Here is a 23,641-nt window from a genome sequence, read left to right as displayed (position 1 = left end):
GGATCGTTGCACGACAAAAACCGCCCGCCGCGCAACTCAAAGCCCGGGCTTACACCCGGGCTTTGCGAGTTCTAGATCACCGATCGCTTACTTGTCGATCGGGCCGCGGCCGCTGGTGCCGCGGGCGTCGTCGATCGGAGCATCGATCGTGCTGGGCATGGTCGCGAAGCTGCCCTGGGAGCCACCGGTGCTCTGGCGGATGAAGATCTCCACGCGGCGGTTCTGCGGCGTGCCGCCGGTCGTGCTGTTGGGCACGAGCGGGCGGTGCTCGCCCCAGCCACTGGCCTGGATCTGGCTCGGGGGCAGGCCCATGTTCACGAGCTGGCGGCGCACCGAGATGGCGCGGTGAGCGCTCAGGTGCATGTTGGTCGGGTGACGCTGGGCCGTGCTCGGGCTGATGCGTTCGCTATCGGTGTGGCCGATAATCTCGAGCTCGTAACCGGTCGCCTCGGGGGCCTTGAGGATCTCGGCGAGGTCAGACAGGCTCTCTTGGCCCTGGGCGGTCACGGCATCGCTGCCGCTGGCGAAGGTCAGGTCGCTAGAGAATCGCAGCATGCCGCGATCCGGGTCGTAGACGATGCGGCCGGCGTACTTGCGGGCGAGGTCGCGCAGGGCCTGGTCGGTGCGGCGATCGAGGCCCATGAGGGCGACGCTGTCGACCTGCTCGCCGAGCTGGCGGAGGCGGCGCTCCATCTCGGTCAGGTTGTCCTGGGCGCCGGCGAGGGCCTCGTTGGCCTGCGCGGCCGCGGCCTCGGCCTGCTGGCGGAGGCGGCGCTCGTTCTCGAGCTGGCCGTCATAGCTGCCGCTCTGCTGCTCGAGCTGGGCCAGCTGGTCGCGGAGCATGCGGTTGTCGCGCTCGGCCGCGTCGAAGCGGCTCTGGCTGACGCAGCCGCCCAGGGTGGTCAAGGCGAGGCCGCCCAGGGCGAGCAGGGCGAGCGAACGGGTGATGGTCTTCGAAGTGCCGGTCATCTGGATCCTCCGTGCTTGTCCGGCCGTGTGGCCCGGTCGATCGGTCCCGCGTCGCGGCGGGTGCGTGCCCGGTCCGTTCCGGGCGGTTGCGTGCGTGGGCGATGCGCGCCGTTCGTACTATCGGAGTGCATGCACGAAGCCCATCACACAAGCGACGATGCAGGCGCGAAGCGTGGTTCCTCCACCGACCCCGCGCAACCTGCGCGATCACGATATGCCGCCTCGGGCGAGCCCGGGCGTGTTTTCTCGGTGCGATGCGCAGGAATTGCCGACGCCCGCGGCACCGTGCGCGCAAGCGACAGCCTGCTCGTGCAAACGACAGGCGCGCGGTCCCGTCGGGTGCTCGCCATCGGCACGCAGGACGACGTTCGCGACCACCCCGCGTGGGCGTCCGCCGAACACCATGAGCTGCCGGGCAAGGTCGTCGCGCCGGCCCTGGTCAACGCCCACGCCCATCTCGACCTGACGCACATCGGCCCCCAGCCGATGGGCGAGGGCGGCTTCGCCGCGTGGATCGACATGGTGCGGCGCGGCCGACTCGCCGACGACGCGGCCATCGCCGCCAGCGTGCGCTCGGGTGTCGACATGCTGCTCGCCGGCGGCACGGCGGCCGTGGGGGACATCGCCGGTTCGGTGAACGGGGCGCCATCGCTCGCCCCGGCACGCGTCCTGGACGAGACCGGCATGTCGGGCGTCTCGTACCTCGAGTTCTTTGGGCTGTCGGCCGACGGCTCGCCCGGGGTGGACGCCGCGCTGGAGCGAGCAGAGGCCTTCAACCCCGAGTCCGTCCGGCTTGGCCTGAGCCCGCACGCGCCGTACTCGGTTTCTCTGGGGGGTTACGGCCGGGCACGTGGGGCGGGGTTGCCCATGTGCACGCACCTTGCCGAAAGCCCCTCCGAGCGTGCCATGCTCGGAGAGGCGACCGGGCCCATCCGCACCTTCCTCGAGGGCCTCGGGCAGTGGACCCCGGAGATCGCAGCCCAGTTCGGCACCGGCAAGAGCCCGGTGCAGTTCACCGCTGCTGTGCTCGAAGGCGTATTGACCGTCCACCTGAACGACCTGGACGAGGCCGACATCGCGTGCCTGGCCCAAAGCGGTGCCAGCGCCGCGTACTGCCCGCGGGCGTCGGCGTACTTCGGCGCGCCCGAGGCGTTCGGGCCGCATCGCTATCGAGACCTGCTTGCGGCAGGCGTGCCCGTGGCATTGGGCACCGATTCGGTCATCAACCTGCCGGCGGCGGACATCGTACCGCGCGGCATCTGCGTGCTCGATGAGGCGCGGCTGCTCCATCACCGCGATGGGACGGATCCGTCGTCCCTCCTCGAAATGCTGTACGTGCACGGACCCTCGATCCTTGGGCTGCAAGAGCAGTTGCTCCGGCCCGACTCCAAGGTCCTGGGCCTGATCGCCGTTGAGAGCCATCAGGGCGATGCCGCACGGGCATTGGTGGTGTCCCAGGGGCCGATTTCGTTCCTGTAGCGGGAGAGATTTTCCGGCTTCGCAGGAATGCGAAGGCGGGTTGGAACCTATTATCAACGCGGCCCCGGAGACGCAATGAGCCGAAAGTGGCAGCAGGTCAAGCGATGGGACGACGAGCACCTCACGGGGGTGCTCACGCCGCTGCGTCTGATCTTGCGGCTGTTCAGCAGCGTGCTGTTCGGCGTGGGATTGCTCGTCGTTGTGGCCATCTACGGAGCGCTGGCAAGCCTGCCGGTCGGGCTGCTGGTCGACGGGCTGACGTGGGGCGTGTACGGGCTCACGCTCGTGCTCGCGATGGCACTCGTCGCAACGCCACTGATGCTGGTCGCGAGGCTCGCGAGCCGCCGCAGCGAGCGCGGTTGGCGGTTCTTCTTTACGTTCTCGGCGTTGCTCGTCGGGGCCGTCGTGGCGATGGTCGGCTGGCACGCGCTCGCGTGGCCCATGCTGCGGTACGAGCCGGCGACGGGCGAAGGCTTCCGCGTGCTAGGCTCGGTCTCGGACCGTTTTGCAGACGTCACGGTGCGGCGGCTGCCGTTCTTCGAGATGACCGAGTTGGAGTTCTACTCGTGGTGGCCGCTGCGGGTGGTGCTGGTGCTGTTCGTGCTGACGATGATCGTGAGCACGGTGCGGCGCATCGCGTTCAACGTGCCGAACCTCGGCGTGCTGACGGTGCACACCGGCATCATCCTGCTCGGGCTGGGCAGCATCTACTACGGTTCGATGAAGCTCGAGGGCGACGTCCTGCTGCTGGCCGGGCCGACGGGGGCCGACGGCCTGCCGACCGATGGTCCGCCGCAGGCCGGCTTCTACGACCGCGGCCAGGTCGCGCTGTGGGTGAACCAGGGACGGGGCTGGGACCAGCGGTTGCTCAAGGGCGTGCCGCGATACAACCCGTACGACCTGGACGCTGGCATCGGCCGGAGCGCACTGGAGACTGCCGAGATCATCCGACCGCTCGACGTGCCGGAACGCTCGCTCGACATCGCCGTGCCACAAACGCTCACGGGCGTGAGTGACTTGGACGTGGATCTGAGTATCGTCGGGTACGCGCCGTACGCCGACGTGCGCACGGACTGGACGCCGGCCGAGCCGGCGGTCGATGATGCCACCCCGGTGCACTTCGTCGAGTTCTTCAGCGACGTCACGCCGGAGGGCGAGCTGGTCCGGAGCGATCGGCCGCTGTTCCGTTTCTACTTCGTTCCCGACCGGCCGCGGCTGCGGGCATCGCAGCTTCCGTTCTTGACGATCGAGTACCGCGAGGGCCTCGACGAGCAGGCGTGGCGGGAGAAGACGGCGCCGGCGCCCTCGGAGGCTCGGCACGCGCTAGCCATCACGATGCCGGGCGAAGAGACGCCGACCGTCGTGCCGGTAAGCGAGGGCCTTGCCTTCGAGTGGGGCGGGCTGCAGTTCGAGGTCGACCAGTTGCTGCCCGAGCCGCCGTTCCCGATCATCACGCCGGGATTCGAGGAATCGACCAGCAGCGTTGCGATCGTCAAGATCGCGAGCGGTGATGACGAAGTGACGCGCTGGGTTTACTCCCGATTCCCCGAAATCAGCCAGGACCTCCGTGAGGGGGAGCGCGAGGGCGAGCAATTGGCCGACGGTCGCCCGAACCGCGAAGACGCCGACGAATCGCTCGTCCGCGTGCGGTACCTCGACCTGACGGGCCTCCACGTCGTCTTCGATGATCGAGGCGACGGCACCACGCGCGTGGCGATCCGTGAGCCGGGCAACACGGTGCGCGTGCTCGAGGACGTGCCCATCGGCGAGCGGTTCGAGATCGTTCAGGGACTGGGCCTGCGGCGCAGCGAGTCGTGGCCCCATGCGAGGGAAATTGAACGACCGATCCCGGTTCCGGAGATCGACCGAGAGGGCGAGTTCATCGGCACGCACGATCGCGCGATGATGGCCGTTGAGGTGTCGCTCGGCGAGTGGTCCCGCATCGTGTGGGTGCCGTTCATGAAGTATCTGAACGTCGGGCAGGAAGAGGCGACGCGGATCGCGCTGCCCGACGGGCGGAGCATGCGCCTGGCGTTCGCGAGGGCTCGACGCACGCTGCCTGGCTTCCAGATCCGCATGGTCGACTTCGAGATGGTGGCGTACGACCACCGGGGCGCTCCGCGGGACTATCGATCGACCATCCACGTCGAGCCGAGCGGCACGAACCAGTGGTTCCGGCCCTACACGCACAAGACGCAGCTCAATGCCCCGCTTCGCGCGCCGTTCGTGTGGAGCGACGAGCGGGGCGTGGCCGGCAACACCATCGGGTTCCTGGGCTCGCGCCTCGATCCGGCGCAGTTCAAGTTTGCCCAGGCCGGGTGGGATGCCCAGGGCTGGGAGCGGACGCAGGCACTCGCCGACGAGGGCGTGATCCCCGAGCCGTACGCGCAGTTCACGATCCTGCACGTGGGCAACAACCCGGGCATCCACGTGATTGCGCTCGGCGGGATCTTGATGGGCGTAGGCGTGCCCTGGGCGTTCTACGTCAAGCCCTGGATGCTCAAGCGACGCAAGGAGAAGCTGGCGGCGGCGCACGCGGCGAAGGTTGTCGCCCGGAACGAAGCGAAGGTTGGTTCGGAGGTCGAGCCGGCGCACGAGCCCAGGCTCGAGAAGGAGATGGCATGACCCGCGTGGTCCTGGGAATCCTGGCGGCATTGATCGTGGCGTGCTCGGCGTGGGGCCAGCTCGAGCCGGCGGGCAACCAGCACCCCGAGCCGAGCACTGAGGTCGACGCCCACGGGCACGACGCGCCGTTCGGCCCGCCGCTGAACTTCCGCGAGCGCGTCAACCGCACGCCCGAGCAGAAGGCCGCGTTCGCGTCGGCGCTCGATTTTGGCCCGCTGCGGGCGACGGCGGTCTTCCATGACGGCCGCGTCAAGATCCTCGACACGCTGGCCCTCGAACTGATGCGGACGCTGACGGGCCGCGAGCGATTCGAGGACCTCGTGCTGGCCGAGGGTGCCGCGCCGCTCGATACCGAGGCGGACCGGTACGCCATCGCCGACCCCGAGCGCTTCGACAAGGGCCGGTTCGACCCGCTCTTCGTGCTGCTCGACCTCTCGATCGACCCGGCGCACTACGCCGACCGGCCGCTGATCGCCGTCGACTACCTGCCGCTGCGCGAGTACTTCCTCGACGCGGCGTTCCCGAACGACCCCGAACGGCGTGACCTGTGGCTGCGCATGACCCGCGTCAGTCCGGTCATGGTCGAGACGCTGGGCCAGCCGATCTTTGAGCGATACGGGCACCTGGAGCCGGTGCGACGGTCGCTGGGTGAGGCCGACAACGCGCTCCGCGTTGCGGCCGGAGCCGGGGCGATGCTCCGCGTGGTGGCGCCCGAGTCCAACGAAGAACAGTGGGTGCACATCGAGGACCTGCCCGAGTCGCATCCGGCCAGGGTCGCGGCGCTCGAGCTCGGCCGCGCGTGGCGGGATCTGGATGCCGATGCGGCGAACGTCGCCATCGCCGAGCTCGCGCGCGAGCTGCAGGCAATCAACCCGCAGACGCATCCGGTCAGCCGGGCGCGGATGGAGCTGGCGTACAACCGCGGAGACTTCTTCGACATCGGCATGTGGGCGTACGGCCTGAGCTTCGTTGCCTTGGTGCTGGCTTTTGGCACGGGGCGTCGCTGGCTCATCGGCGCGGGCGTGGGGCTGCTCGTGGGGGCCGTGACGCTGCACGCGATCGGGTTCACGCTGCGTTGCCTGGTGGCCGAGCGGTTCGCGATCCAGAACCAGTTCGAGTCGATGGTGGGGCTGAGCCTGTTCGCGGCGATCGTGGCGGTCGGGCTGATGCTCGTCAAGCGGCAGTGGCTGTTCGGCGCGGCAGCCGCGGGGGTTGGCTTCCTCGTGCTCATCGCGGCGACGCAGACGGCGATCCCCGGGCAGACGATCGGCCGCGAGGCGGCGATCCTCAATACGAGCGTGCTCTTGAAGTACCACGTGACCACCGTGCTGGTAAGCTACGGGCTCATCACGGTTGGCTTCCTGTGCAGCGTGTTCTATCTGCTGGTGTCGCTCATGAGCCGCCGGCAGTCGGCGCGCGAGGCGGCGGCGGTGGCGCTGCACGGCGAGGCGTCGGTCGCGGAGGACACGACGCTCGCGCGCACGCTCGACGACCTGGACAAGGCGCAGATGACGGCGCTTCAGCTGGCCTTCTGGACGCTGGGCGTGGGCATCCTGCTCGGCGCGTGGTGGGCCGACCACTCGTGGGGCCGCTGGTGGGCGTGGGACCCGAAGGAAACCTGGGCGCTCATCACGTGGATCGTCTACCTCATCGTGATCCACGTGCGGCTGATCATGGGCCAGGGCAAGGCGCTGCTCACGGCGTGGCTGAGCGTCGCGGGCTTTGGCATCATGCTGTGGACGTACTTCGGCGTGAACCTGCTGCTGGCGGGGCTGCACGCGTACGCGTGAGTTTGATCGCTCAGCGCGTGCCGAGCACGACGCGGCCGACGACGACGTCCTTGCTGATCACCACCGGTCCGGTGCCGTTGCGGCTGATGGTGAGCGTGCGCAGGCCGGGGTCGAACGACTCGACGCGGCCGAGCCAGACGATGCCCGGCGCGTGGTGGTAGGCGACGATTTGCCCGGGCTGGTAGCGCGAGGCAAGCTTGTAAACCAGGACTCGGCTGTCGCGCGGGATCTCGGGCTCGATGGCGGCCGTCGGCACGACGTAGACCTGTGCGACGGCGCTGCGGACGCCGATGGTGAGCAGCAGGGCGATGGCGACGCCCCAGCCGGCGCGTTGGAGGCGGCGGGGCCAGCGGCCGGCCCGGGCGTGCGGCACGCGTGCGTCTTGCGATGGCATGGCGACATCCTTTCCGAGGACGCCCGTCCCCACGGGTGTGTATCGGAGATACGGGCCGCCGGACGCCCGGGTTCAGGGCCCGTGGCTGTCACGAGCTTGCTCGGCTGGGGGGGAGGCGTCAGAGCTCGGGGGCGAAGCCGCGGCGCATGGTGTTCTCGCAGCTCGCGCGGGGCTCGACGAACTGGAGCAGGTAGTCGACGCCGCCGGCCTTGCTGCCCACGCCCGACATGCCGAAGCCGCCGAAGGGCTGGCGGGCGACGAGGGCGCCGGTGATGCCTCGGTTGATGTAGAGGTTGCCCACGCGGAAGTCGCGCTTGGCCTTCTCGATGTGCGTGGGCTTGCGGGTGAAGACGCCGCCGGTGAGCTTGTACGGGTGGTCGTTGGCGATCTTCAGGGCCTCGTCGTAGGTCTTCGCGTGCATGATGGCGAGGACGGGGCCGAAGACCTCCTGGCGGGCGAGCGTCCTGTCGGGCGTGACGCCGCTGAAAATGTGGGGGGCGACGTAGGGCTTGCCGACGCTTTGTTCGAGGCCTTCGGGGGCCTGCATCGCCAGTTCGAGGGTGAGGCCTTCTTTCTTGGCCGTCTCGATGTGCCGACGCATGTTGCCGGCGGCCTCTTCGTCGATGACCGGGCCGACGTCGGTGCCGGGCCTAGTCGGGTCGCCGACGACCAGCGAGTTGGTGCTGGCGACGAGTCGGCGGATGAAGGTCTGCGTGTGCTCGCCGGTCGGGCCCTGCGGATCGACGATGATGCACCGGCTGCACGCGCTGCACTTCTGTCCCTGGAAGCCGAAGGCGCTGAGGCGTGTTCCGAGCACGGCCTCGTCGAGGTCGGCGCTGCTGTCGACGATGATGGCGTTCTTGCCGCCCATCTCGCAGACGACCTTCTTGACGTGCTGCTGTTCCTCGGGCGTGACGCCGGCGGCCTTGATGATGTCCAGGCCCACCGCCTTGCTGCCGGTAAAGCACAGCAGCGACACGCGCGGGTCGCGGACGAGGGCGGCACCCGTTGTCTCGCCGGGGGCAGGGCAGAAGTGCAAGGCCCCCTCGTGCGCGCCGCCGAACTCGGCGTCGAGGGCGTGCTTCAAGATGTCGAAGCAGACCTTCGCGATCGCGGGCGTCTGCTCGGCGGGCTTCAGGATCACCGTGTTGCCCGTGACGAGCGCGGCGGTGGTCATGCCGCAGGCGATCGCGAGGGGAAAGTTCCAGGGCGAGATCACGACGGCGACGCCGCGGGGCTGGTACCAGGTCTCGTCGAGCTCGCCGATGAAGCGGCCGAGGCGGTGGCGGTCGAAGAGGGCGACGGCCTGGCGGGCGTAGTACTCGCAGAAGTCGATGGCCTCGGCCACGTCGGCGTCGGCGTTGCGCCAGTCCTTGCCGTTCTCCTTGATGATGATGCCGCTGAGCTCATCGCGGCGCTCGCGCATCGCCTGGGCCGCGCGCACGAGCACGGCGGCGCGCTTGCGCGGGTCGGCTTCGCGCCAGGCGGGGAAGGCTCGCTCCGCCTTGGCGACTATCTCGGATGCCTGCTCGGGCGTGCGGTCGTTGGCGACGGCGGGGACGCTGGCGGCCTGTACGGCCTTGGCGAAGCGCTCGCGGACGTCCTTGCGTGAGAAGTCGCGAAGCGGCTCGGTGGTGAAGGCCTTGCCGTCGCCGACGCCGGGATCGGCGTTGCTCAGGTGGTGGCGCTCGGCGGCCATCTTGTAGAGGTCGTCGATGGCCGTCGGGTCGCCCGGGCGAGGGGCGGGTCGGGCGAGCAGCGTCTTCTCGTCGGCCTCGTCGAGGAAGCCGGCCTTGAGCCAGCTCTCGTTGCTGGTGTTCTCGAGCAGGCGGCGAACGAGGTAGGCCATGCCGGGGATCATCTCGCCGACGGGCACGTACTCGCGGATGCGCAGGCCCATGTCGCTCGAGGCGTGCTTGAGCTGGTCGGCCATGCCGTGGAGCATCTGGAGCTCAATGGCGGTGCGCGGCAGGCCCTTGGAATCGCTGTACGCGAGCGCGGCGGCGATGGAGCGAACATTATGGCTTCCAAGCGCCAATTTGACGCCGCCCGAGCCGCTCTCGAGGTGCGTCGGGCCCATGCCGCTCGCCTCGGGCGCGACGGGGCAGTGGTCGAGGAACACCTTGCACATGTCCTCGAAGCACTGGTCCGTCTGCCACTTGGCGTTCCAGACCGGGCAGGGCCAGCCCTCCTGCTCGGCATGGATCGTCTCGCTGTCCCAGTACGCGCCTTTGACCAGGCGCACCGTGACGATGCGGCCAGTCCGCTGCGCCCACTCGCTCACGCGCTGCGCATCGGCGACGCCGCTCTTGAGGTAGGCCTGCATGGCCAGCCCGGCGTGGAAGTCGACGGCTTCGCAGCACCTGAAGAACAGCTCGAGCGTGAGGTCCTTCAGCGCAAAGTGCTCCATGTCGAAGTTGACGAACACGCCGGTGTCGCGGGCGCGCTCCAGGATGGGCACGATCCTGGTCATCAGGTCGTTGATGGCGCCAGCGGTATCGATCGGGTCGCACTTGGCGCTCAGGCTGCTGATCTTGATCGAGACGTTCGTGCGCGGGATGCCGCCCAGGTGGTCGCGTTCGAGGCGGTCGTTCTTCTTCCAGCCGCTCACGTCCTCGGGCAGGTTCTCGACGAGGTCCAGGTACTTGGCCTTGTACGCGTCGGCCTCCTCGTCGCTCACGCAGGCCTCGCCCAGCAGGTCGACGCTGAAGGCGATGCCGTTATCCCAGAGCTTCTTGAGCCCCGGCAGCGCGCTCTGCGCATCGGTGCCGGCGATGAACTTCTTGCCCATGCCCTCGATCTGCCCGGAGATCGTCTTGGTCATCAGGCCCTTGGCGAGGCTGCCGGCCTTGAGGCCCAGGTCCATGCCGGGGGGCATGGTGACGTGGTCCTGGCCCAGGTAATCCACCAAATGCTCGTGGACCATGTCGCTGGTCGTCAGCACGGGGAAGGTGTCGACGAAGCGGAACATCTCGACCTTAAAACCATGATCGCGCATGGACCAGTCCATGAGCTTGTCGGAGTAGAAGCTCTTGCTGAGCAGGCCGGCCTTGTGCTTGCGCGCGCGGGCGAGCATGTCGGAGCCGATGGCGGCGATGGCCGGGTCGATCGGGTCGCCGGCGTGGCCGTTGTCGGGCGTCGCGTAGCCGTTGGCGCCACTGGGCCGGGCGGCGTCGGGGGTGATGGGGCGGGGCTGCTTGCGGCTGAAGATGGCCATGGAATCGATGGTCCTCGCGAGGCGAATGGCTCGTCGCTGGGCGTGCGCAATCGGCCCGGGGCGCGAGCGTCGCGGGGGCCATCGTTATTGTACGGGGGACGGCGGGCGGGCTTCGCCGGGCGGGACGCGTGCGCGGGTTGGCCGCGGGGGTGCGCGGCGGGCGTTCCGGCGTGCGCCGGAAGATCGGCGAGTCGACCGGGAAGGCCTCCGAGTCGACCGGCATGGACCGCCAGTCGACTGGCGGGAGTTCCGAGTCGACTGGCCAGAGTTCCCAGTCGACTGGCAAGAGCTTCTAGTCGACCGGAAAGAGCATCCAGTCGACTGGCAAGAGCTCCGAGTCGACTGGGAAGAGCTTCCAGTCGACTGGCAAGGCCTCCGGAAGCAGGGTATCGGACGGCCCAACCGCTCTGGCGGCTCGCAGGGGCCGTACGATGCCCCCGTGCCGCCCGCCAGTGACACCAACGGCGATGTTCCGAACACGACCCGATCAGGCGGGGCGTCCGTCCTCACCATCGGCGTGTTTGACGGCGTGCACCTGGGACACCGGCGGCTGATCGAGACCGCCCGCGAGATCGCGGACGGCCAAGACAAAGACGCCAGGGTCGTCGCGCTCGCGTTCGAGCCCTCGCCGAGGGCCGTGCTGGATCCCGATCGCGCGCCCGCGCGGCTGACGGCGTTCGAGGACCGAGCCGACCTGCTGCTGGACGCCGGGGCCGACGAGGTGCTCAGATTAGAACCCTCAACGGAGTTGCTGGGGCTCACGCCCGAGCGGTTCGTGGACGCGGTGCTCGCGCCCCTGCAGCCCGTGGCGGTCGTCGAGGGGCCGGACTTCCGGTTCGGCGCGAGGCGGGCGGGTGACGTTCGCGCCCTGGCCGAACTCGGTGCGTCGCGCGGCTTCTCGGCGCGCGTGGTCGAGCCGGTCGAGGTCTCGCTGAACGACCAGACGGTCGTCACCGCCAGCAGCAGCCGCGTGCGGTGGTTGCTGGAGCAGGGCCGGGTCGCCGACGCGGGGCGCGTGCTGGGGCGCGCCTACGAGCTCGTCGGCGAGGTCGTGCGCGGCGACCAGCGCGGGCGGACGATCGGCTTCCCGACGGCGAACGTCAGGAGCGAGCAGATGCCGCCGGGCGAGGGCGTGTACGCGTGCATCGCGACGCTGGAAGACGGGCGCACGATCCCGTGCGCCGTCAACGTCGGCGAGCGCCCGACCTTCGACGGCACGGAGCGCCGCGTCGAGGCCCACCTGATCGGCTACCAGCGCGGGAGCGACGAGCCCGAGTACGGCTGGACGCTTCGGATCGCCTTCGTCTCGCGGCTGCGCGACCAGGTCCGCTTCGGGGGCATCGAACAACTCACGGCCCAATTGTCGCGCGACGTGCAGCGTGCGAACGAGTGCCTCGCGACGACCGTGCCCTCGTGGCAGGAAATGGAACAGAACGCATGAGCAGCGCCACGGAGAGCCCCGCCTACGAGTCGACGATCACGCCCGGGGACCTGGCCGAGTGGGTCCGCGGGGCGGGCCGGCTGCTGGTCATCTGCCACTCGCGGCCCGACGGCGACGCGGTCGGCAGCACGCTAGCGATCGCGCGAGCGGCGAAGGCGGCGGGCGTCGAGGTGCAACTGGCGTACGCGGGCGAACTCCCGCCGTGGATGGATGAGATCCTGGGCGACGCTGCGTGGGTGCACCTCGACGCGGGCGACCCGCCCGCGCCGTTCGACAAGTGCCTGGTGTGCGACACCGGCGCGTGGAGCCAGCTCGAGCCGTACAAGCCCTGGATCGCGGGCAAGGCCGACCGGGTGGCGGTCCTGGACCACCACCGCAGCGGCTCGCCGGACGTGGCCGAGGCTCGATTGATCGACAGCGACGCCGCCGCGGCGTGCGAGATGGCGGCGGAGATCTGCACGCTGCTGCTGGGCATCGAGAGCGCGAGCGACCTGCCGCTGGACATCGCCGAGCCGCTGATGCTGGGGCTGGGGACGGACACCGGCTGGTTCCGCCACCCCAGCGTGACGCCGCACGTGCTGCGCTTGGCGGCGGACCTGGTGCAGGCCGGGGCCGAGCATCCCAGGCTCGTCAAGATGACGATGCTGAGCGACCCGATCCAGCGTCTGAAGCTCATGTCCAAGGCGCTCGGCTCGCTGTCGTTGCACGAGGAATTGGGCGTCGCGGTCGTGAAGGTCTCCGCCGAGGACATCACGAGCATCGGCGCGAGCGTGGGCATGACCAGTGGTTTTGCCGACCCGGCGCTGGCGGTCAAGAGCGTGCGGGTGGCGATCGTGCTGGTGGAGCTGCCGCCCGAGGGCGACGGTTCGAAGAAGGTCAAGATCAGCATGCGCAGCAAGGTGGACGGGCCCGATGTTGCCCAGTTGGCCGGCGCGTTCGGCGGCGGGGGGCACATCCGCGCCGCCGGGGCTCGCAGCGAGCTGTCGCTCGATGAGACCGAGGCGAAGCTGCTCGAGCTGATCGCCCAGAGCCGGCAGGCATGAGCGAGCGCGGCCCCGAGCGAGGTCCACAACGAGCCAAGCCCGGGCCGCCCCGCTGGCAGGACGTCGCGGGCGACCCGAAGGTGCGCCCGGGCAAGCGTCCGCCCATGCGGCCCATGACGACCACGCTCTGGGCCTACCCGAGCCAGCACTACGACGGGGCCAAGACCGTCCAGGGCGACAAGACGTACACGGGCGGCACGCCGAGCTGGGTGATCTGGCAGCTGCTGGATAGGTACACGCGCGAGGGCGACGTGGTGCTCGACCCGATGTGCGGCGGCGGGACGACGCTGGACGTGTGCGCGGACATGGGGCGGAAGGGCATCGGCTACGACCTGGCGCCCAGCCGGCCGGACATCAAGCAAAGCGATGCCCGCGAGCTGCCGGTGAAGGACGCGTCGGCCGACTTCGTCTTCCTCGACCCGCCCTATTCGACGCACATCGACTACAGCAACCACCCCGACTGCATCGGCAAGCTCGATTCGAGCCAGGCGGCCTACTACGAGGCGATGGCGGGGGTCTTCGACGAGGTGTACCGCGTCTTGAAGGACCGGCGGTACCTGGCGGTCTACGTTAGCGACTCGTGGCGGAAGCAGAAGGGTGGACCGAAAGGGAGCGGGGGAGGCACCTTCATGCCCATCGGCTTCGAGCTGTTCGCCATGCTGCGGGAGGCCTTCCGGCCGATCGACGTCGTCTGCGTCGTCCGCCGGAACGCGAAGCTGCGGCAGGGCAACCGCCACCAGGCGGCGGCCCGGGACAATTTCTTCATCCGCGGCTTCAACTACCTGCTGATTTTCAAGAAAGAAGCCTGAGGCGGGCTGGCGAAACCCTGAGGCTTGTGGCATATTTGAGGGATAGACGACCCACGACCCGGCGATCGGAGCGCGCCGGGCCCGAGAGAGCGTGCATGTCCCCTGGCCCGTACCCGATCATCGACCGAATCGGCACCGAAGTGCTGCGGTGGCGCGGTCTCGGTGCTGATGGCATCGAGGCGATCGGCGACGCGTTCGATGCGCTCGCGGGGCGGACCGTGCTGGTGACCGGCAGTGCCGGCAGCATTGGTGGGCAGTTGGCCCGGCGCTTGGCCGGCGGCCGGATCGAGCGGCTGGTGCTGGTCGACGCGAGCGAGGCAGGCCAGTTCCGGCTCGACCTCGACCTTGCCAGCACGTCCGTGCCGCGAGAGATCTGCCTGGGCGACGTCGGCGACGAGCCGTTCGTCGACCACGTGTTCGAGCGATTCCGCCCTCAGGTCGTGCTGCACGCCGCGGCGTACAAGCACGTGCCGATGCTCGAGGTCCACCCGCGGCAAGCGGTCCGGTCGAACGTCCTCGGCACCCGGTGCGTGGCCGAGGCGGCCGACCGTTGGGGCAGCGAGCGGCTGGTGATGGTCTCGACCGACAAGGCCGTGTCGCCGGCGGGCGTGATGGGGGCGAGCAAGAAGCTGGCCGAGTTGTACCTGCGGACGCGGCCGGTGGACGCGGGCTGCCGCTTCTCGTCGGTGCGGTTCGGCAACGTCATCGAGTCGTCGGGCAACGTGTTCGAGGTCTTCGCCCGCCAGCTCGAGCTCGGCGAGCGGCTCACGGTCACCGATTCCCGGGCCGAGCGGTACTTCATGACGCTGGCCGAGGCCGCAGCCCTCGTCGCTCGCGCGGCGTCGCTGGGCGCCGGCGGCGAGGTGTTCGTGCTGAACATGGGCCAGCCCGTCTCGATCGAGCGCATCGCCCGCCGCATGGCGGAACTGGCCGGCCGAGACGCGGCGGACGCCGTCGAGTTCGTCGGCCTGCGCCCCGGAGAGCAACTGGACGAGCGTCTTTTCGAGTCGCACGAGCATCCGGTGGCGACGGGCGTGCCGGGCATCAGGCGGGCCGAGGGTCCGATCGTGGATGCCGAACTGGTCGAGAGCGCGATCGCGATGCTCGAGGACGCGGCGTCGACGGGCGTCGACGGGGTGGGCGAATGCCTGGTCCGAGCAATGGCGATGGTCGAGTGCCATCCGGCGGCGAGCGGGGTGGCCGATGCGAACTAGGCTCGGCATCGCGCGGCTCGGCCTGCGGCGCGCCTTCAAGCGCGGCATGGACGCGGTAGTGTCGGCGATCGCGCTGGTCGTGCTCGGCCCGGCGCTGCTGCTGATCGCGGTGCTCGTACGGCTCGATTCGCCCGGCCCGGCGCTGTATCGCTCTCGCCGCGTCGGTCGCGATGGCCGCGAGTTCACGATGCTCAAGTTCCGCAGCATGCGCGTGGAGGAGAGCGATCGCGGCGTGTACCACGACCGCATCACGCGCGTCGGCCGGACGCTGCGGCGGCACAAGCTCGACGAGCTGCCCCAGTTGGTCAACGTGCTCTTCGGCGACATGAGCCTGGTGGGGCCGCGCCCCGAGTTGCCCGGGTCGGCGCTCGAGGCCCAGCCGACGGGCATGCGGCCCGGCCTGACCGACTACGCGTCGATCGCGTTCTTCGACCTGGACGACGTGCTCGCGGGGCCCGACCCGGAAGCCGTATACCGGTCGACGGTGGTGCCGCACAAGGCCCGGCTCCGCGCGGCGTACGTGCACTCGCAATCGACGCGGGGCGACCTGAAGATCATGGCGGGCACGGCCGTGGCGCTCGTGGGTCGCGGGCGGCACCGAAGGCGCGGAGCCGCGGCTTGGAGTCCGTAAGGCTCGGTCGCGACGGGCCGATGATCTCACGCATCGGCTTTGGATGTGCGGGCATCGCGGGGCATGACTACGGGCCGGTCGAGTGGGACCAGGCCGTCGCGGCGTTGCGAGCGGCGGTCGATGCTGGCGTGACGTTCGTCGACGTCGCGAACGTGTATGGGCTGGGTCGTGCCGAGTCGATCGTGGGCGAGGCCATCCCCGCCGGCGAGGGCGTCGTCGTGGCGACGAAGGTCGGGCTGTGCTGGGACGACGAGCGTCGCACGTGGCGCGACATCCGACCGGAGGCCATCGAGCGATCGATCGAGGGCAGCCTTCGGCGGTTGCGGCGAGACGTGCTCGACGTGGTGCAGGTGCACTGGCCCGACGGGAACACGCCGGTAGCCGATGCGGTCGTGGCGCTCGCCCGGTGTCGGGAGCAGGGTAAGGTGCGATCCGTCGGCGTGTGCAACTTCACCGGCGACGAGGTCCGGGAAGCTCTGGGCGCGGTGGATCTGGTGAGCTTGCAACTGCCTGCCAGCATGATCCAGCGAGCGTCGTTCGAGTTGCTCGGCGCGGCGCGGGATCGGCACGGCATGACGCCCCTGTGCTACAACGTGCTCGGTCAGGGGCTGCTCACGGGGCGATACGCAGCCGACGATCGCTTCGCGGGCGCCGACGTCCGCCAGCGGAGCGTGCTCTTCCGCGAGCCGATGCTGGGCGAGGCACTCGCGCGGGTCGAGGCGATGCGGGGCATCGCCCGCGAGCGAGACGCGACCATCGGACAGGTCGCCACCCGGTGGTTGCTGGACGCATTGCCGGGCTCGTGCGCCATCCTGGGGACCAAGTCCGCCGCACAGGCGGGCGAGAACTGCAGGGTCATCGAGCCGCTGACGCGGGACGAGTTCGAGTCGATCGAGGCGGCCGGGGCTGCGGCGTGAGTCTGGTGCTGCTCATGGTCACGAGCGATCCAGCACTCGCGGGGTGCGCCATCCAGAGCGGCGTGGACCGCGTCTTTGTCGATCTCGAGACGCGCGGCAAGGCCGACCGCCAGCGCGGGCTTGGCATGCACCTGTCGGACTCGCAGCTCGAGGACGTGTCGCGTGTACGGGCGGTTGTTCCCGCCGGCCGGCTGCTGGTGCGGATCAACGCGCCATGGGAGCGAACCGCCGACGAGGTCGACGCGGTTATCTCGGCGGGTGCCGACTTTGTGATGGTGCCGATGTTTCGCACTGCGGAGGAGATTGCTCGTGCGTGCGAGGCGGCATCGGGCCGGGCGGTGGTGGTGCCGCTCGTCGAGACGGCCGAGGCGGCCGCCATCGCGCGTTCGGTCATGGCTCTCGACGGGGTTGGCGAGGCGTACGTTGGCCTGAATGACCTGGCGCTCAGCTTCGGCCAGCGGTTCCTGTTCCGGGCGATGCTGGACGAGCGATTCGGGGCGCTCTGCGAGGACCTGCAAGAGAGCGGCAAGCCCTTCGGCATCGGTGGCATCGGGCGGATGGGCACGGGCGACGTGCCGGCGGACCTGCTGCTCGGCGAGTACCTTCGGCGTGGCGCGAGCCGGGTGATCTTGTCGCGGGCGTTCCGGGATGGGGCCGAGACGCTGGAGGGCGTGCGGGCGGCGATCGACCTGCCGGCCGAGGTCGATCAAGTGCGGAGCGCGGCGGATGCGTTTTCGGCGCGGACGGCCGGGGAGGCACAACAAGGCTGGGCGAAGCTGCAACGGGCCATCGACGCCGCAGCGGTGCCGTAGGTTTAGGCCGTGACTCGGAAGTGCTGCAGCCAGAGCGAAGCCATGATGGCGACGCGGAGCGGCCGGGTGTGGTTGTGGGCCCCATCGCGGTGCTCGTCGAGCATGGCGAGGAGTTCGTCGCGCCGGAAGACCGACGCGTCGGCGCTCGCGAGGATGTCGCGGGCCCAGTCGTACAGCTCGCGGCGCAGCCACTCGCCGATGGGCGTGGTCGGCATGGTCTTGGGGCGGGCGAAGTCGATGTTCATCGGTAGCTCCGAGGCGTACTGCTTGAGGTAGCGCTTGCTCAGGCCGCCCCGAATCTTCTCGTCGAGGGGCAAGCGGGCGAAGAGCTCGAGCACGCGGTGGTCGAGGAACAGCGAGCGGCCCTCGGTCGCCCAGCACGCGCCCATGCGGTCGCCCTTGGGAAACGAGTTCATCGGCATGAGCCGGGTGCATTCGTACGCCGCGATCTGTTCGGGCGGCGAGAGCGAGGCCCAGGGCTGGATGGCCTCCGCGAAGGCGTCTGCCGGCTCGCCCGCCTTGGCCAGCAGGTCCGCGTTGAGCACGCGCCGTAGCTCCGCGTCGGCGGTGTAGCGAAGGATGGGCAGGTATCGCGACGCCCAGTGCTCGTCGAGGGCGTCGTCGGTGCAAAAGCTCGCGTTGTGGCGGAAGCCCAGCATGATCTCGTCGGGACCATCGCCGTTGAACAGCACGATGCGGCCCATCGAGTTGGCCTGCTGGCCCAGCATGTAGAACAGGATGAACGAGAAGTCGCCGTGGGGCAATTCGGCGTGGTGCACGGCGTTGAGGGCGTTGTCGGCGATGGCTTGTGGCGTGACGCGGACGGGGACGGGCTCGAGGCCCAGCGCCCGGCCGACCGCGCGGGCGTGCTCGAACTCGCCGAAGCCGGGCAGGTCGATGTCCAGCGAGATGGCCGCGAGGTCCTTGGTCGGCTCGCGGGCCATGACGTGGTGGGCGACGACCGCCGAGTCGACCCCGCCGCTGAGCAGGAAGCCGCCGGGCACGTCGAAGCGGAGTTGCATGCGTGCCGCGTCGTCGAGCAGCTCGGTGAATTCGTCGTAGCTCGCCGAGGTGCGCTCGCCTTCGAAAGGCCATCGCCACCACGTGCGCGGCTCGTGCCGGCGGTCGCCCTCGAAGAGCACGTAGGTGCCCGGCGAGAGGTGGGTGATGCCGTCGAAGCAGGTCTGCTCGGAGGCGCCATAGTTGAACGCCAGCGTGCGGACGAACGCATCGGCGTGGAGGTCGCGGCGGGCCTTGGGCAGGGTCAGCAGGCCCTTGATCTCGCTGCAGAATGCCAATCCACCTTCGTAGGGCATGAGGTAGCAGGGCTTGATGCCCACGCGGTCGCGTGCGAGCATGCCGCGATCCTGCGTTTCGTCCCACACGAAGAAGGCGAACATGCCGTTGAGGCGGTGGAGCATGTCGGGCCCGAGCTCTCGCCACAGGTGGACCAATACCTCGGTATCGCACCGCGACTTGAAGTGATAGCCCTTGGCCTTGAGCTCTTCGCGCAGCTCGACGAAGTTGTAGATCTCGCCGTTGAAGACCACCCACACGGTCCCGTCGTGGTTGCACATGGGCTGGCCGCCATTGACCGGGTCGACGACGGCCAGCCGGGCGTGGCCGAGAGTGACCCGCGAACAGGCGTGCACGCCGTTCTCGTCCGGGCCGCGGTGCTCGATGGCGTCGACCATCTTCTGGACGTCGGACGGGCCGACCGCGGGACAGTTGAAGACGCCGGCGATGCCGCACATGCCGACCCCCTTACGCCCCGTCCGGATGCACCATGTCGGCGAGCAACGCCGCGAACGCCTCGGCATCGTACCGGCGCAGCCAGTCGCGGGCCTCGACGGCGCGCGATCGGAAGGTGGTACGGGCGGCAGGGTCCATCAGTTGCTCGGCCGCGCGGACGAGCTCGTCGTTGCCCGGGTCGTTGGGCAGGTGCACGCCCGCGCCGAACTCGGCGGCCAGGCGATGGGCCGTCGTGCCGGGCGGGCCGATCGTCAGCACGGGGATGGCGGCGGCCGCGTAGGCGGTGAACTTGCTGGGGCTGACGAGGCCGGCATATCGGTCCTTGAGCAGCACGATGCCGAAGTCGGCGCCGCTCGTGGCGAGGGCCTTGGCGAACGCCTCGGGGGCGAGCCGGGGGCGCACGACCAGGTCTACGTCGTGCGAGGTGGCGAGGGCAGAGAACGCCCGGCGCGTCCGCTCGTCCGCTCCCAGCAGCGTGAGGCGGCAGCGGACCGGAATCGCGTCGAGCAGGCGCGAGAGGGCGTCGAGGTCGTGGGCTCGGCCGAGCGAGCCGGCGTGCAAGAGGCGCAATTCGAGCTCTTTGGCATCGCGTCGCCCGGGCTGCGCGGGTTCGAGGCCTGACAACTCTCGGCTGGGCCAGGTCGGGAAGGACTCGACCCGCACGGCCGGGGCACGGCTGCGGCACAGGCTCGCCATGGCGTCGTCGAGCGCGATGATGCCCCGGCAGCATCGCAGGGCCCGCCGATCGAGCCAGCGCAGCAGCCGCGCGCCGGGCCGGCCCCACTCGCGCTGCTCCAGCCAGCGTGCCTCGATCTCCGGGTGGTAGTCCATCAGCCAGCAGACCACGGGCGTGCCGGTGAGCCTGCCGAGCAGTGCACACCAGAGGTGGATGCCTGGGGGCGTCGTGATGCACACGATCGCGACCGATTCGCGGCGCGCCATAGACGCGGCGAGCGCAAAGGGCAGCCGCAGGTAGACCCACGCGCCGTTGAGCAGTCGCCGAAAGTGCAGGCCGCCGCCCGTGCGGTTGGTCGAGAAGCCTCGGACGGGCGAGCACTCAATTAGTTCGGGCAATGCGGCGAGTGCGGCGGCGACGCTCGGATAGTGCCAGTCGTCGTCGCCGGCGAATTCGCTGACGAACAGCAGGCGCGGCGTGGGCCCGTTGCTCACCACGCCGTCAGGTACCGCTGGACCTCCCACGCGGACACGTGCCCGTGGGCTTCCAGGCACTCGGTGCGCTTCAGGGAGATGAACTCGCTCGCGAGCTGGCCGAGCACGCCGGTGAGCTCCGTGTCGGCCTCGAACGCGTCGAGCGCGTCGGCCAGCGTGGCCGGCAGCGCGGGCAGACCCGCCTGCTCGAAGGCGTTGCGATCGTCGGGCGTGAGGCTCTCGGCGTCCGTTGCGCGAGCGGCAAGGCTCGCCAGCCGGGCGTAAGCGACAAGGGCGAGGTAGGGGTTGCAGGCCGAGGACACCGAGCGGTCTTCGATGTTGCCCGGCCCGGCGATGCGGATCATGTGCGAGCGGTTGTTCCCGCCGACGGTGGCCGACCGCGGGGCCCAGGCATGGCCCGAGCGTGTCGGCGGCGTGCGGACGGTCGGGCCGAGCCGCTTGTAGCAGTTGACCGTGGGGCTGGTGAGAGCGCAAAGCGCGGCTGCGTGGCGAAGCGTCGTTGCAATGAACGCGTACGCGAGCGGCGAGCACCCGTGGCCGTGCGGATCGTTCTCGTCCGCGAACAGGTTTGCGCCGTCGGCGCCGGCGACGTGGAGATGGGCGTGCAGGCCGCTGCCCGTAAGGTCGGCGAAGGGCTTGGGCATGAACGTGGCGATCGCGCCCAGCGGACGCGCCAGCTCGGCGGCCAGCAAGCGAAAGAAGACCACCCGGTCTGCCGCGCGCAGCGCGTCGCAGTAGCCGAAGTTCATCTCGAACTGGCCGTTGGCGTCCTCGTGGTCGGCCTGGTAGGCCTCCCAGCCGAGCTCGTGCAGGGCGTCGAAGATCGACTGCAGGTAGCCCAGGGCCGGCGACATCGAGCGCACGTCGTAGGCGGGCTTGTTGAGCGTATCGACGCCCGCGGGGTCCCAGCGTTCGAGGCGTCGTGGCCCATGCTGGACGAGGAAGAACTCGGGCTCGAAGCCGACGTTGAGCCGCATGCCTTCGCCGGCGAGTTCGTTGAGGGCGTGCTCCAGGCGAGACCGCGCGCACCAGGGGTGGGGGGCGCCGCCGACCTGCAGGCTGCACGCGAAGCGCACGGTGTTGGGCTGCCATGCCAGTCGGCTGTAGCTCGAGAGATCCGGAATGGCGATGACGTCTGGGTCGTGGGGACCTTGGCCCAGCCCGACGACCGCCGCGCCGGCGAAGCCCACGCCTTCGGCGGCGACGCGATCGAATTGGCTGCGCGGCACGAGCTTCCCCTTGGCCGCGCCCGTCAGGTCGACGAACTGCAGCAGAAGGAACTCGATGCCGTCCTCGTCGAGTCGGCGCACCGTCTCGGCGTGCAGGGTCATGCGTGCCTCCCTCGAGTCTCGGCCCGCGAGTCATGGCCCGATCCGGACCCCGGATCCCTCGCCGGGCACAAGCTACGGACCGGCCCCGTCGGGGTCAACCGCCGACGGCCGTTGCTAGCATCGCCCATGAAGCGAGCCGCCGTCATGCTGTTGTCGTGCCTGCTGCCAATGTCTGCGTGCGCCCAAGGCGGTGCACAGCCGACCGTGCCGGTGGGAGACTCACCCCTCGATCGCTACACCCAGGAGCGAGACGACTCGTTCGAATGGAAGGTGGTCAAGGCGTACGCGGGCGGCCAGGGGCGAGAAGCGTTCACGGGGTTCGCCATCGATCTGACGAGCCAGACGTGGCGTGCCGAAGGCGAGGTCGACTACCCCGAGTGGACGCACATGATGCAGGTGGTCGTGCCCGATGAGGTCAAGCACGATACGGCCTTGCTGCTCGTGGGCGGCGGTCAGAGGCAGGATGGTCCGCCGAGCCGGCTGCAGCAAGAGCTCTGGGTGATCGCGCAGGCGACCGGCACGATCGTGGCGGCCGTGCCCAACGTGCCCAACCAGCCGCTCGCGCTCCCCGAGCCCGACGGCTCGCTCGGCGAGGGCCGCTTCGAGGACGACCTGCTGGCCGAGAGCTGGATGATCGCAAAGCGGACCGACGACGATGGATGGATCATCCACCAGGCGATGGTCGAGTCGGTCGTGGCGGCCATGGACGCGGTGCAGGCGTTTGCGAATACCGAGGAGGCAGGCGGGCACGAGATCGGGGGGTTCGTCGTCTCGGGTGGCAGCAAGCGCGGCTGGACGTCGTGGCTGACGGCCGCCGTCGACGACCGCGTGCGCGGCATCATCCCGATGGTCATCGACACGCTGAACCTGCCGGCGACCATGCGGCACCATTACGGGGCCTACGGCTTCTTCGCGCCGGCCATCGGGGACTACGCCGGACGCAACCTGATGCAGCAGCTCGACACGCCCTTTGGCGAGCAGCTTCGCCGCATCGTCGACCCGTATCTGTTCCGCGATCGGCTGGACATGCCCAAGTTCGTGCTGAACACCAGCGGCGACGAGTACTTCCTGCCTGATACGCCCAGGTACTGGATCGACGACCTGCCTGGCGTGACCAGGCTCCGGATCCTGCAGAATTGGGACCACGCGATCGACCGGAACGCCGACGCGATCTTCTCGGCGATCGGCTTCTACGAGGCGATCTTGAATGACGTGCAGCTGCCCACGCTGCGCGTCGAGGTCATCGAGCAGACTGACGAGGCGGTCGAGTGGGTCATGCGCGTCGAGATTCTCGACGAACGGGTCACGCTGCGCCGCCTGACCTTGTGGCAGGCGACGAACCCGGACGCGCGCGACTTTCGCCAAGAGGTCGTCGGCAAGCCCTTCAAGATGCGCATGCTGCTGCCCGAAGAAGACGGCGAGCACGAGGGCGCGTACCACCTTCGCATCGAGAAGCCCGAGGCGGGCTACACGGCCTTCATTGTCGAGGATCGCTACGACGTCGAGGGCCAGGGCCTGCCCCTGGTGTTCACGACGCAGATGCAGGTCATTCCCGACGTGCTGGAGCACTCCTTCCAAGCCGAACCGTCGGACGCCGAAGAAGCGCCCGTTCCGTTCGATCCGTGATCACATTCCTTGACCTTAACCTGGAGCCGCCATGCAACTCGGTGCATTCTCCATCAGCCTCGCCGTGAAGGACCTGGCCGCCTCGAAGGCGTTCTACGAGAAGCTCGGCTTCACGCCTATTGGCGGCGACGAGGCCCACAACTACCTCATCCTGCGCAACGGTGAGGCGACCATCGGCCTCTTCCAGGGCATGTTCGAGAAGAACATCCTGACCTTCAACCCCGGTTGGGCCAGCCGCGGCGATCACCCGGCCGCGTTCACCGACGTGCGGGAACTGCAGCGAGAGTTGGAGGCCAAGGGCATCACGCTCATCGAGCGAGCCGACGACGCGAGCGAAGGCGTTGCACACGTGACGATGGTCGATCCGGACGGCAATCCGATCCTGATCGACCAGCACGTGCCCAAGCCCAAGGACTGAGGC

18 protein-coding genes are annotated in these 23,641 nt (G+C 69.3%); 12 read left to right on the top strand and 6 right to left on the bottom strand.

What is annotated here, in order from left to right; all coding sequences use genetic code 11:
* Positions 1-87 precede the first annotated feature (87 nt).
* Positions 88-969 (bottom strand): OmpA family protein, encoded by an 882-nt coding sequence (locus RIA68_04645; protein MEQ8316723.1) that lies wholly within the window; start codon positions 967-969, stop codon positions 88-90.
* 249 nt (positions 970-1,218) lie between these two features.
* Here RIA68_04645 and RIA68_04640 point away from each other — a divergent pair, with 249 nt between their 5' ends.
* The 3 genes from RIA68_04640 to ccsA all read left to right on the top strand — a co-directional run bounded on the left by RIA68_04640 (position 1,219) and on the right by ccsA (position 6,863).
* Positions 1,219-2,448, top strand: coding sequence for an amidohydrolase family protein (locus RIA68_04640; GenBank protein MEQ8316722.1), 1,230 nt, complete (start codon positions 1,219-1,221; stop codon positions 2,446-2,448).
* Positions 2,449-2,523: 75 nt separating this feature from the next.
* Entirely contained in the window at positions 2,524-5,073 is a 2,550-nt protein-coding gene (locus tag RIA68_04635; protein ID MEQ8316721.1) for a hypothetical protein, read from the top strand.
* Positions 5,070-6,863, top strand: a complete 1,794-nt coding sequence (gene ccsA, locus RIA68_04630; protein ID MEQ8316720.1) for a cytochrome c biogenesis protein CcsA — start codon at positions 5,070-5,072, stop codon at positions 6,861-6,863. Before RIA68_04635 ends, ccsA begins: the two co-directional genes overlap by 4 nt.
* 10 nt (positions 6,864-6,873) lie before the next feature.
* Here ccsA and RIA68_04625 read toward each other — a convergent pair whose 3' ends face one another.
* Positions 6,874-7,257 carry a S26 family signal peptidase gene (locus RIA68_04625; protein MEQ8316719.1) on the bottom strand — a complete coding sequence of 128 codons (384 nt, stop codon included), beginning with the start codon at positions 7,255-7,257 and terminating at the stop codon, positions 6,874-6,876.
* A gap of 118 nt (positions 7,258-7,375) precedes the next feature.
* Positions 7,376-10,474, bottom strand: a complete 3,099-nt coding sequence (locus tag RIA68_04620) for a proline dehydrogenase family protein (GenBank protein ID MEQ8316718.1) — start codon at positions 10,472-10,474, stop codon at positions 7,376-7,378.
* 439 nt (positions 10,475-10,913) lie between these two features.
* Between RIA68_04620 and ribF the strand changes: the two genes are divergently transcribed.
* The 7 genes from ribF to RIA68_04585 all read left to right on the top strand — a co-directional run bounded on the left by ribF (position 10,914) and on the right by RIA68_04585 (position 17,341).
* The gene (gene ribF / locus RIA68_04615) at positions 10,914-11,915 is read left to right on the top strand and encodes a riboflavin biosynthesis protein RibF (GenBank protein ID MEQ8316717.1); all 1,002 of its coding nucleotides are present in this window, start codon (positions 10,914-10,916) and stop codon (positions 11,913-11,915) included.
* Positions 11,912-12,958 (top strand): DHH family phosphoesterase, encoded by a 1,047-nt coding sequence (locus tag RIA68_04610; GenBank protein ID MEQ8316716.1) that lies wholly within the window; start codon positions 11,912-11,914, stop codon positions 12,956-12,958. Before ribF ends, RIA68_04610 begins: the two co-directional genes overlap by 4 nt.
* The gene (locus RIA68_04605) at positions 12,955-13,767 is read left to right on the top strand and encodes a DNA methyltransferase (protein ID MEQ8316715.1); all 813 of its coding nucleotides are present in this window, start codon (positions 12,955-12,957) and stop codon (positions 13,765-13,767) included. The genes RIA68_04610 and RIA68_04605 overlap by 4 nt, the downstream gene beginning before the upstream one ends.
* Before the next feature lie 95 nt (positions 13,768-13,862).
* The gene (locus RIA68_04600; protein MEQ8316714.1) at positions 13,863-14,981 is read left to right on the top strand and encodes a polysaccharide biosynthesis protein; all 1,119 of its coding nucleotides are present in this window, start codon (positions 13,863-13,865) and stop codon (positions 14,979-14,981) included.
* Positions 14,971-15,612 (top strand): sugar transferase, encoded by a 642-nt coding sequence (locus RIA68_04595; protein MEQ8316713.1) that lies wholly within the window; start codon positions 14,971-14,973, stop codon positions 15,610-15,612. Before RIA68_04600 ends, RIA68_04595 begins: the two co-directional genes overlap by 11 nt.
* Positions 15,600-16,529, top strand: a complete 930-nt coding sequence (locus RIA68_04590; protein MEQ8316712.1) for an aldo/keto reductase — start codon at positions 15,600-15,602, stop codon at positions 16,527-16,529. The genes RIA68_04595 and RIA68_04590 overlap by 13 nt, the downstream gene beginning before the upstream one ends.
* Positions 16,526-17,341 (top strand): aldolase/citrate lyase family protein, encoded by an 816-nt coding sequence (locus tag RIA68_04585; protein ID MEQ8316711.1) that lies wholly within the window; start codon positions 16,526-16,528, stop codon positions 17,339-17,341. Before RIA68_04590 ends, RIA68_04585 begins: the two co-directional genes overlap by 4 nt.
* A gap of 2 nt (positions 17,342-17,343) precedes the next feature.
* Here RIA68_04585 and asnB read toward each other — a convergent pair whose 3' ends face one another.
* Genes asnB through RIA68_04570 form a run of 3 tightly spaced genes read right to left on the bottom strand, consistent with a single transcriptional unit; the run spans position 17,344 to position 21,594 of the window.
* A complete protein-coding gene (gene asnB, locus RIA68_04580) occupies positions 17,344-19,095 on the bottom strand; it encodes an asparagine synthase (glutamine-hydrolyzing) (GenBank protein ID MEQ8316710.1) in 1,752 nt (583 codons plus the stop codon).
* Positions 19,096-19,105: 10 nt separating this feature from the next.
* The gene (locus tag RIA68_04575) at positions 19,106-20,293 is read right to left on the bottom strand and encodes a hypothetical protein (protein ID MEQ8316709.1); all 1,188 of its coding nucleotides are present in this window, start codon (positions 20,291-20,293) and stop codon (positions 19,106-19,108) included.
* Complete coding sequence (locus RIA68_04570; protein MEQ8316708.1) at positions 20,260-21,594, bottom strand: hypothetical protein; 1,335 nt, start codon at positions 21,592-21,594, stop codon at positions 20,260-20,262. Before RIA68_04570 ends, RIA68_04575 begins: the two co-directional genes overlap by 34 nt.
* Before the next feature lie 126 nt (positions 21,595-21,720).
* Between RIA68_04570 and RIA68_04565 the strand changes: the two genes are divergently transcribed.
* Both RIA68_04565 and RIA68_04560 read left to right on the top strand, forming a co-directional pair.
* Complete coding sequence (locus tag RIA68_04565; GenBank protein MEQ8316707.1) at positions 21,721-23,220, top strand: PhoPQ-activated protein PqaA family protein; 1,500 nt, start codon at positions 21,721-21,723, stop codon at positions 23,218-23,220.
* A gap of 31 nt (positions 23,221-23,251) precedes the next feature.
* Complete coding sequence (locus RIA68_04560) at positions 23,252-23,638, top strand: hypothetical protein (protein ID MEQ8316706.1); 387 nt, start codon at positions 23,252-23,254, stop codon at positions 23,636-23,638.
* The last annotated feature ends 3 nt before the right edge of the window (positions 23,639-23,641 follow it).

The sequence above is a fragment of the Phycisphaerales bacterium genome (genome assembly GCA_040217175.1).
Lineage (GTDB): Bacteria > Planctomycetota > Phycisphaerae > Phycisphaerales > UBA1924 > JAHCJI01.
This window is presented reverse-complemented; position numbering and strand designations above follow the sequence as displayed.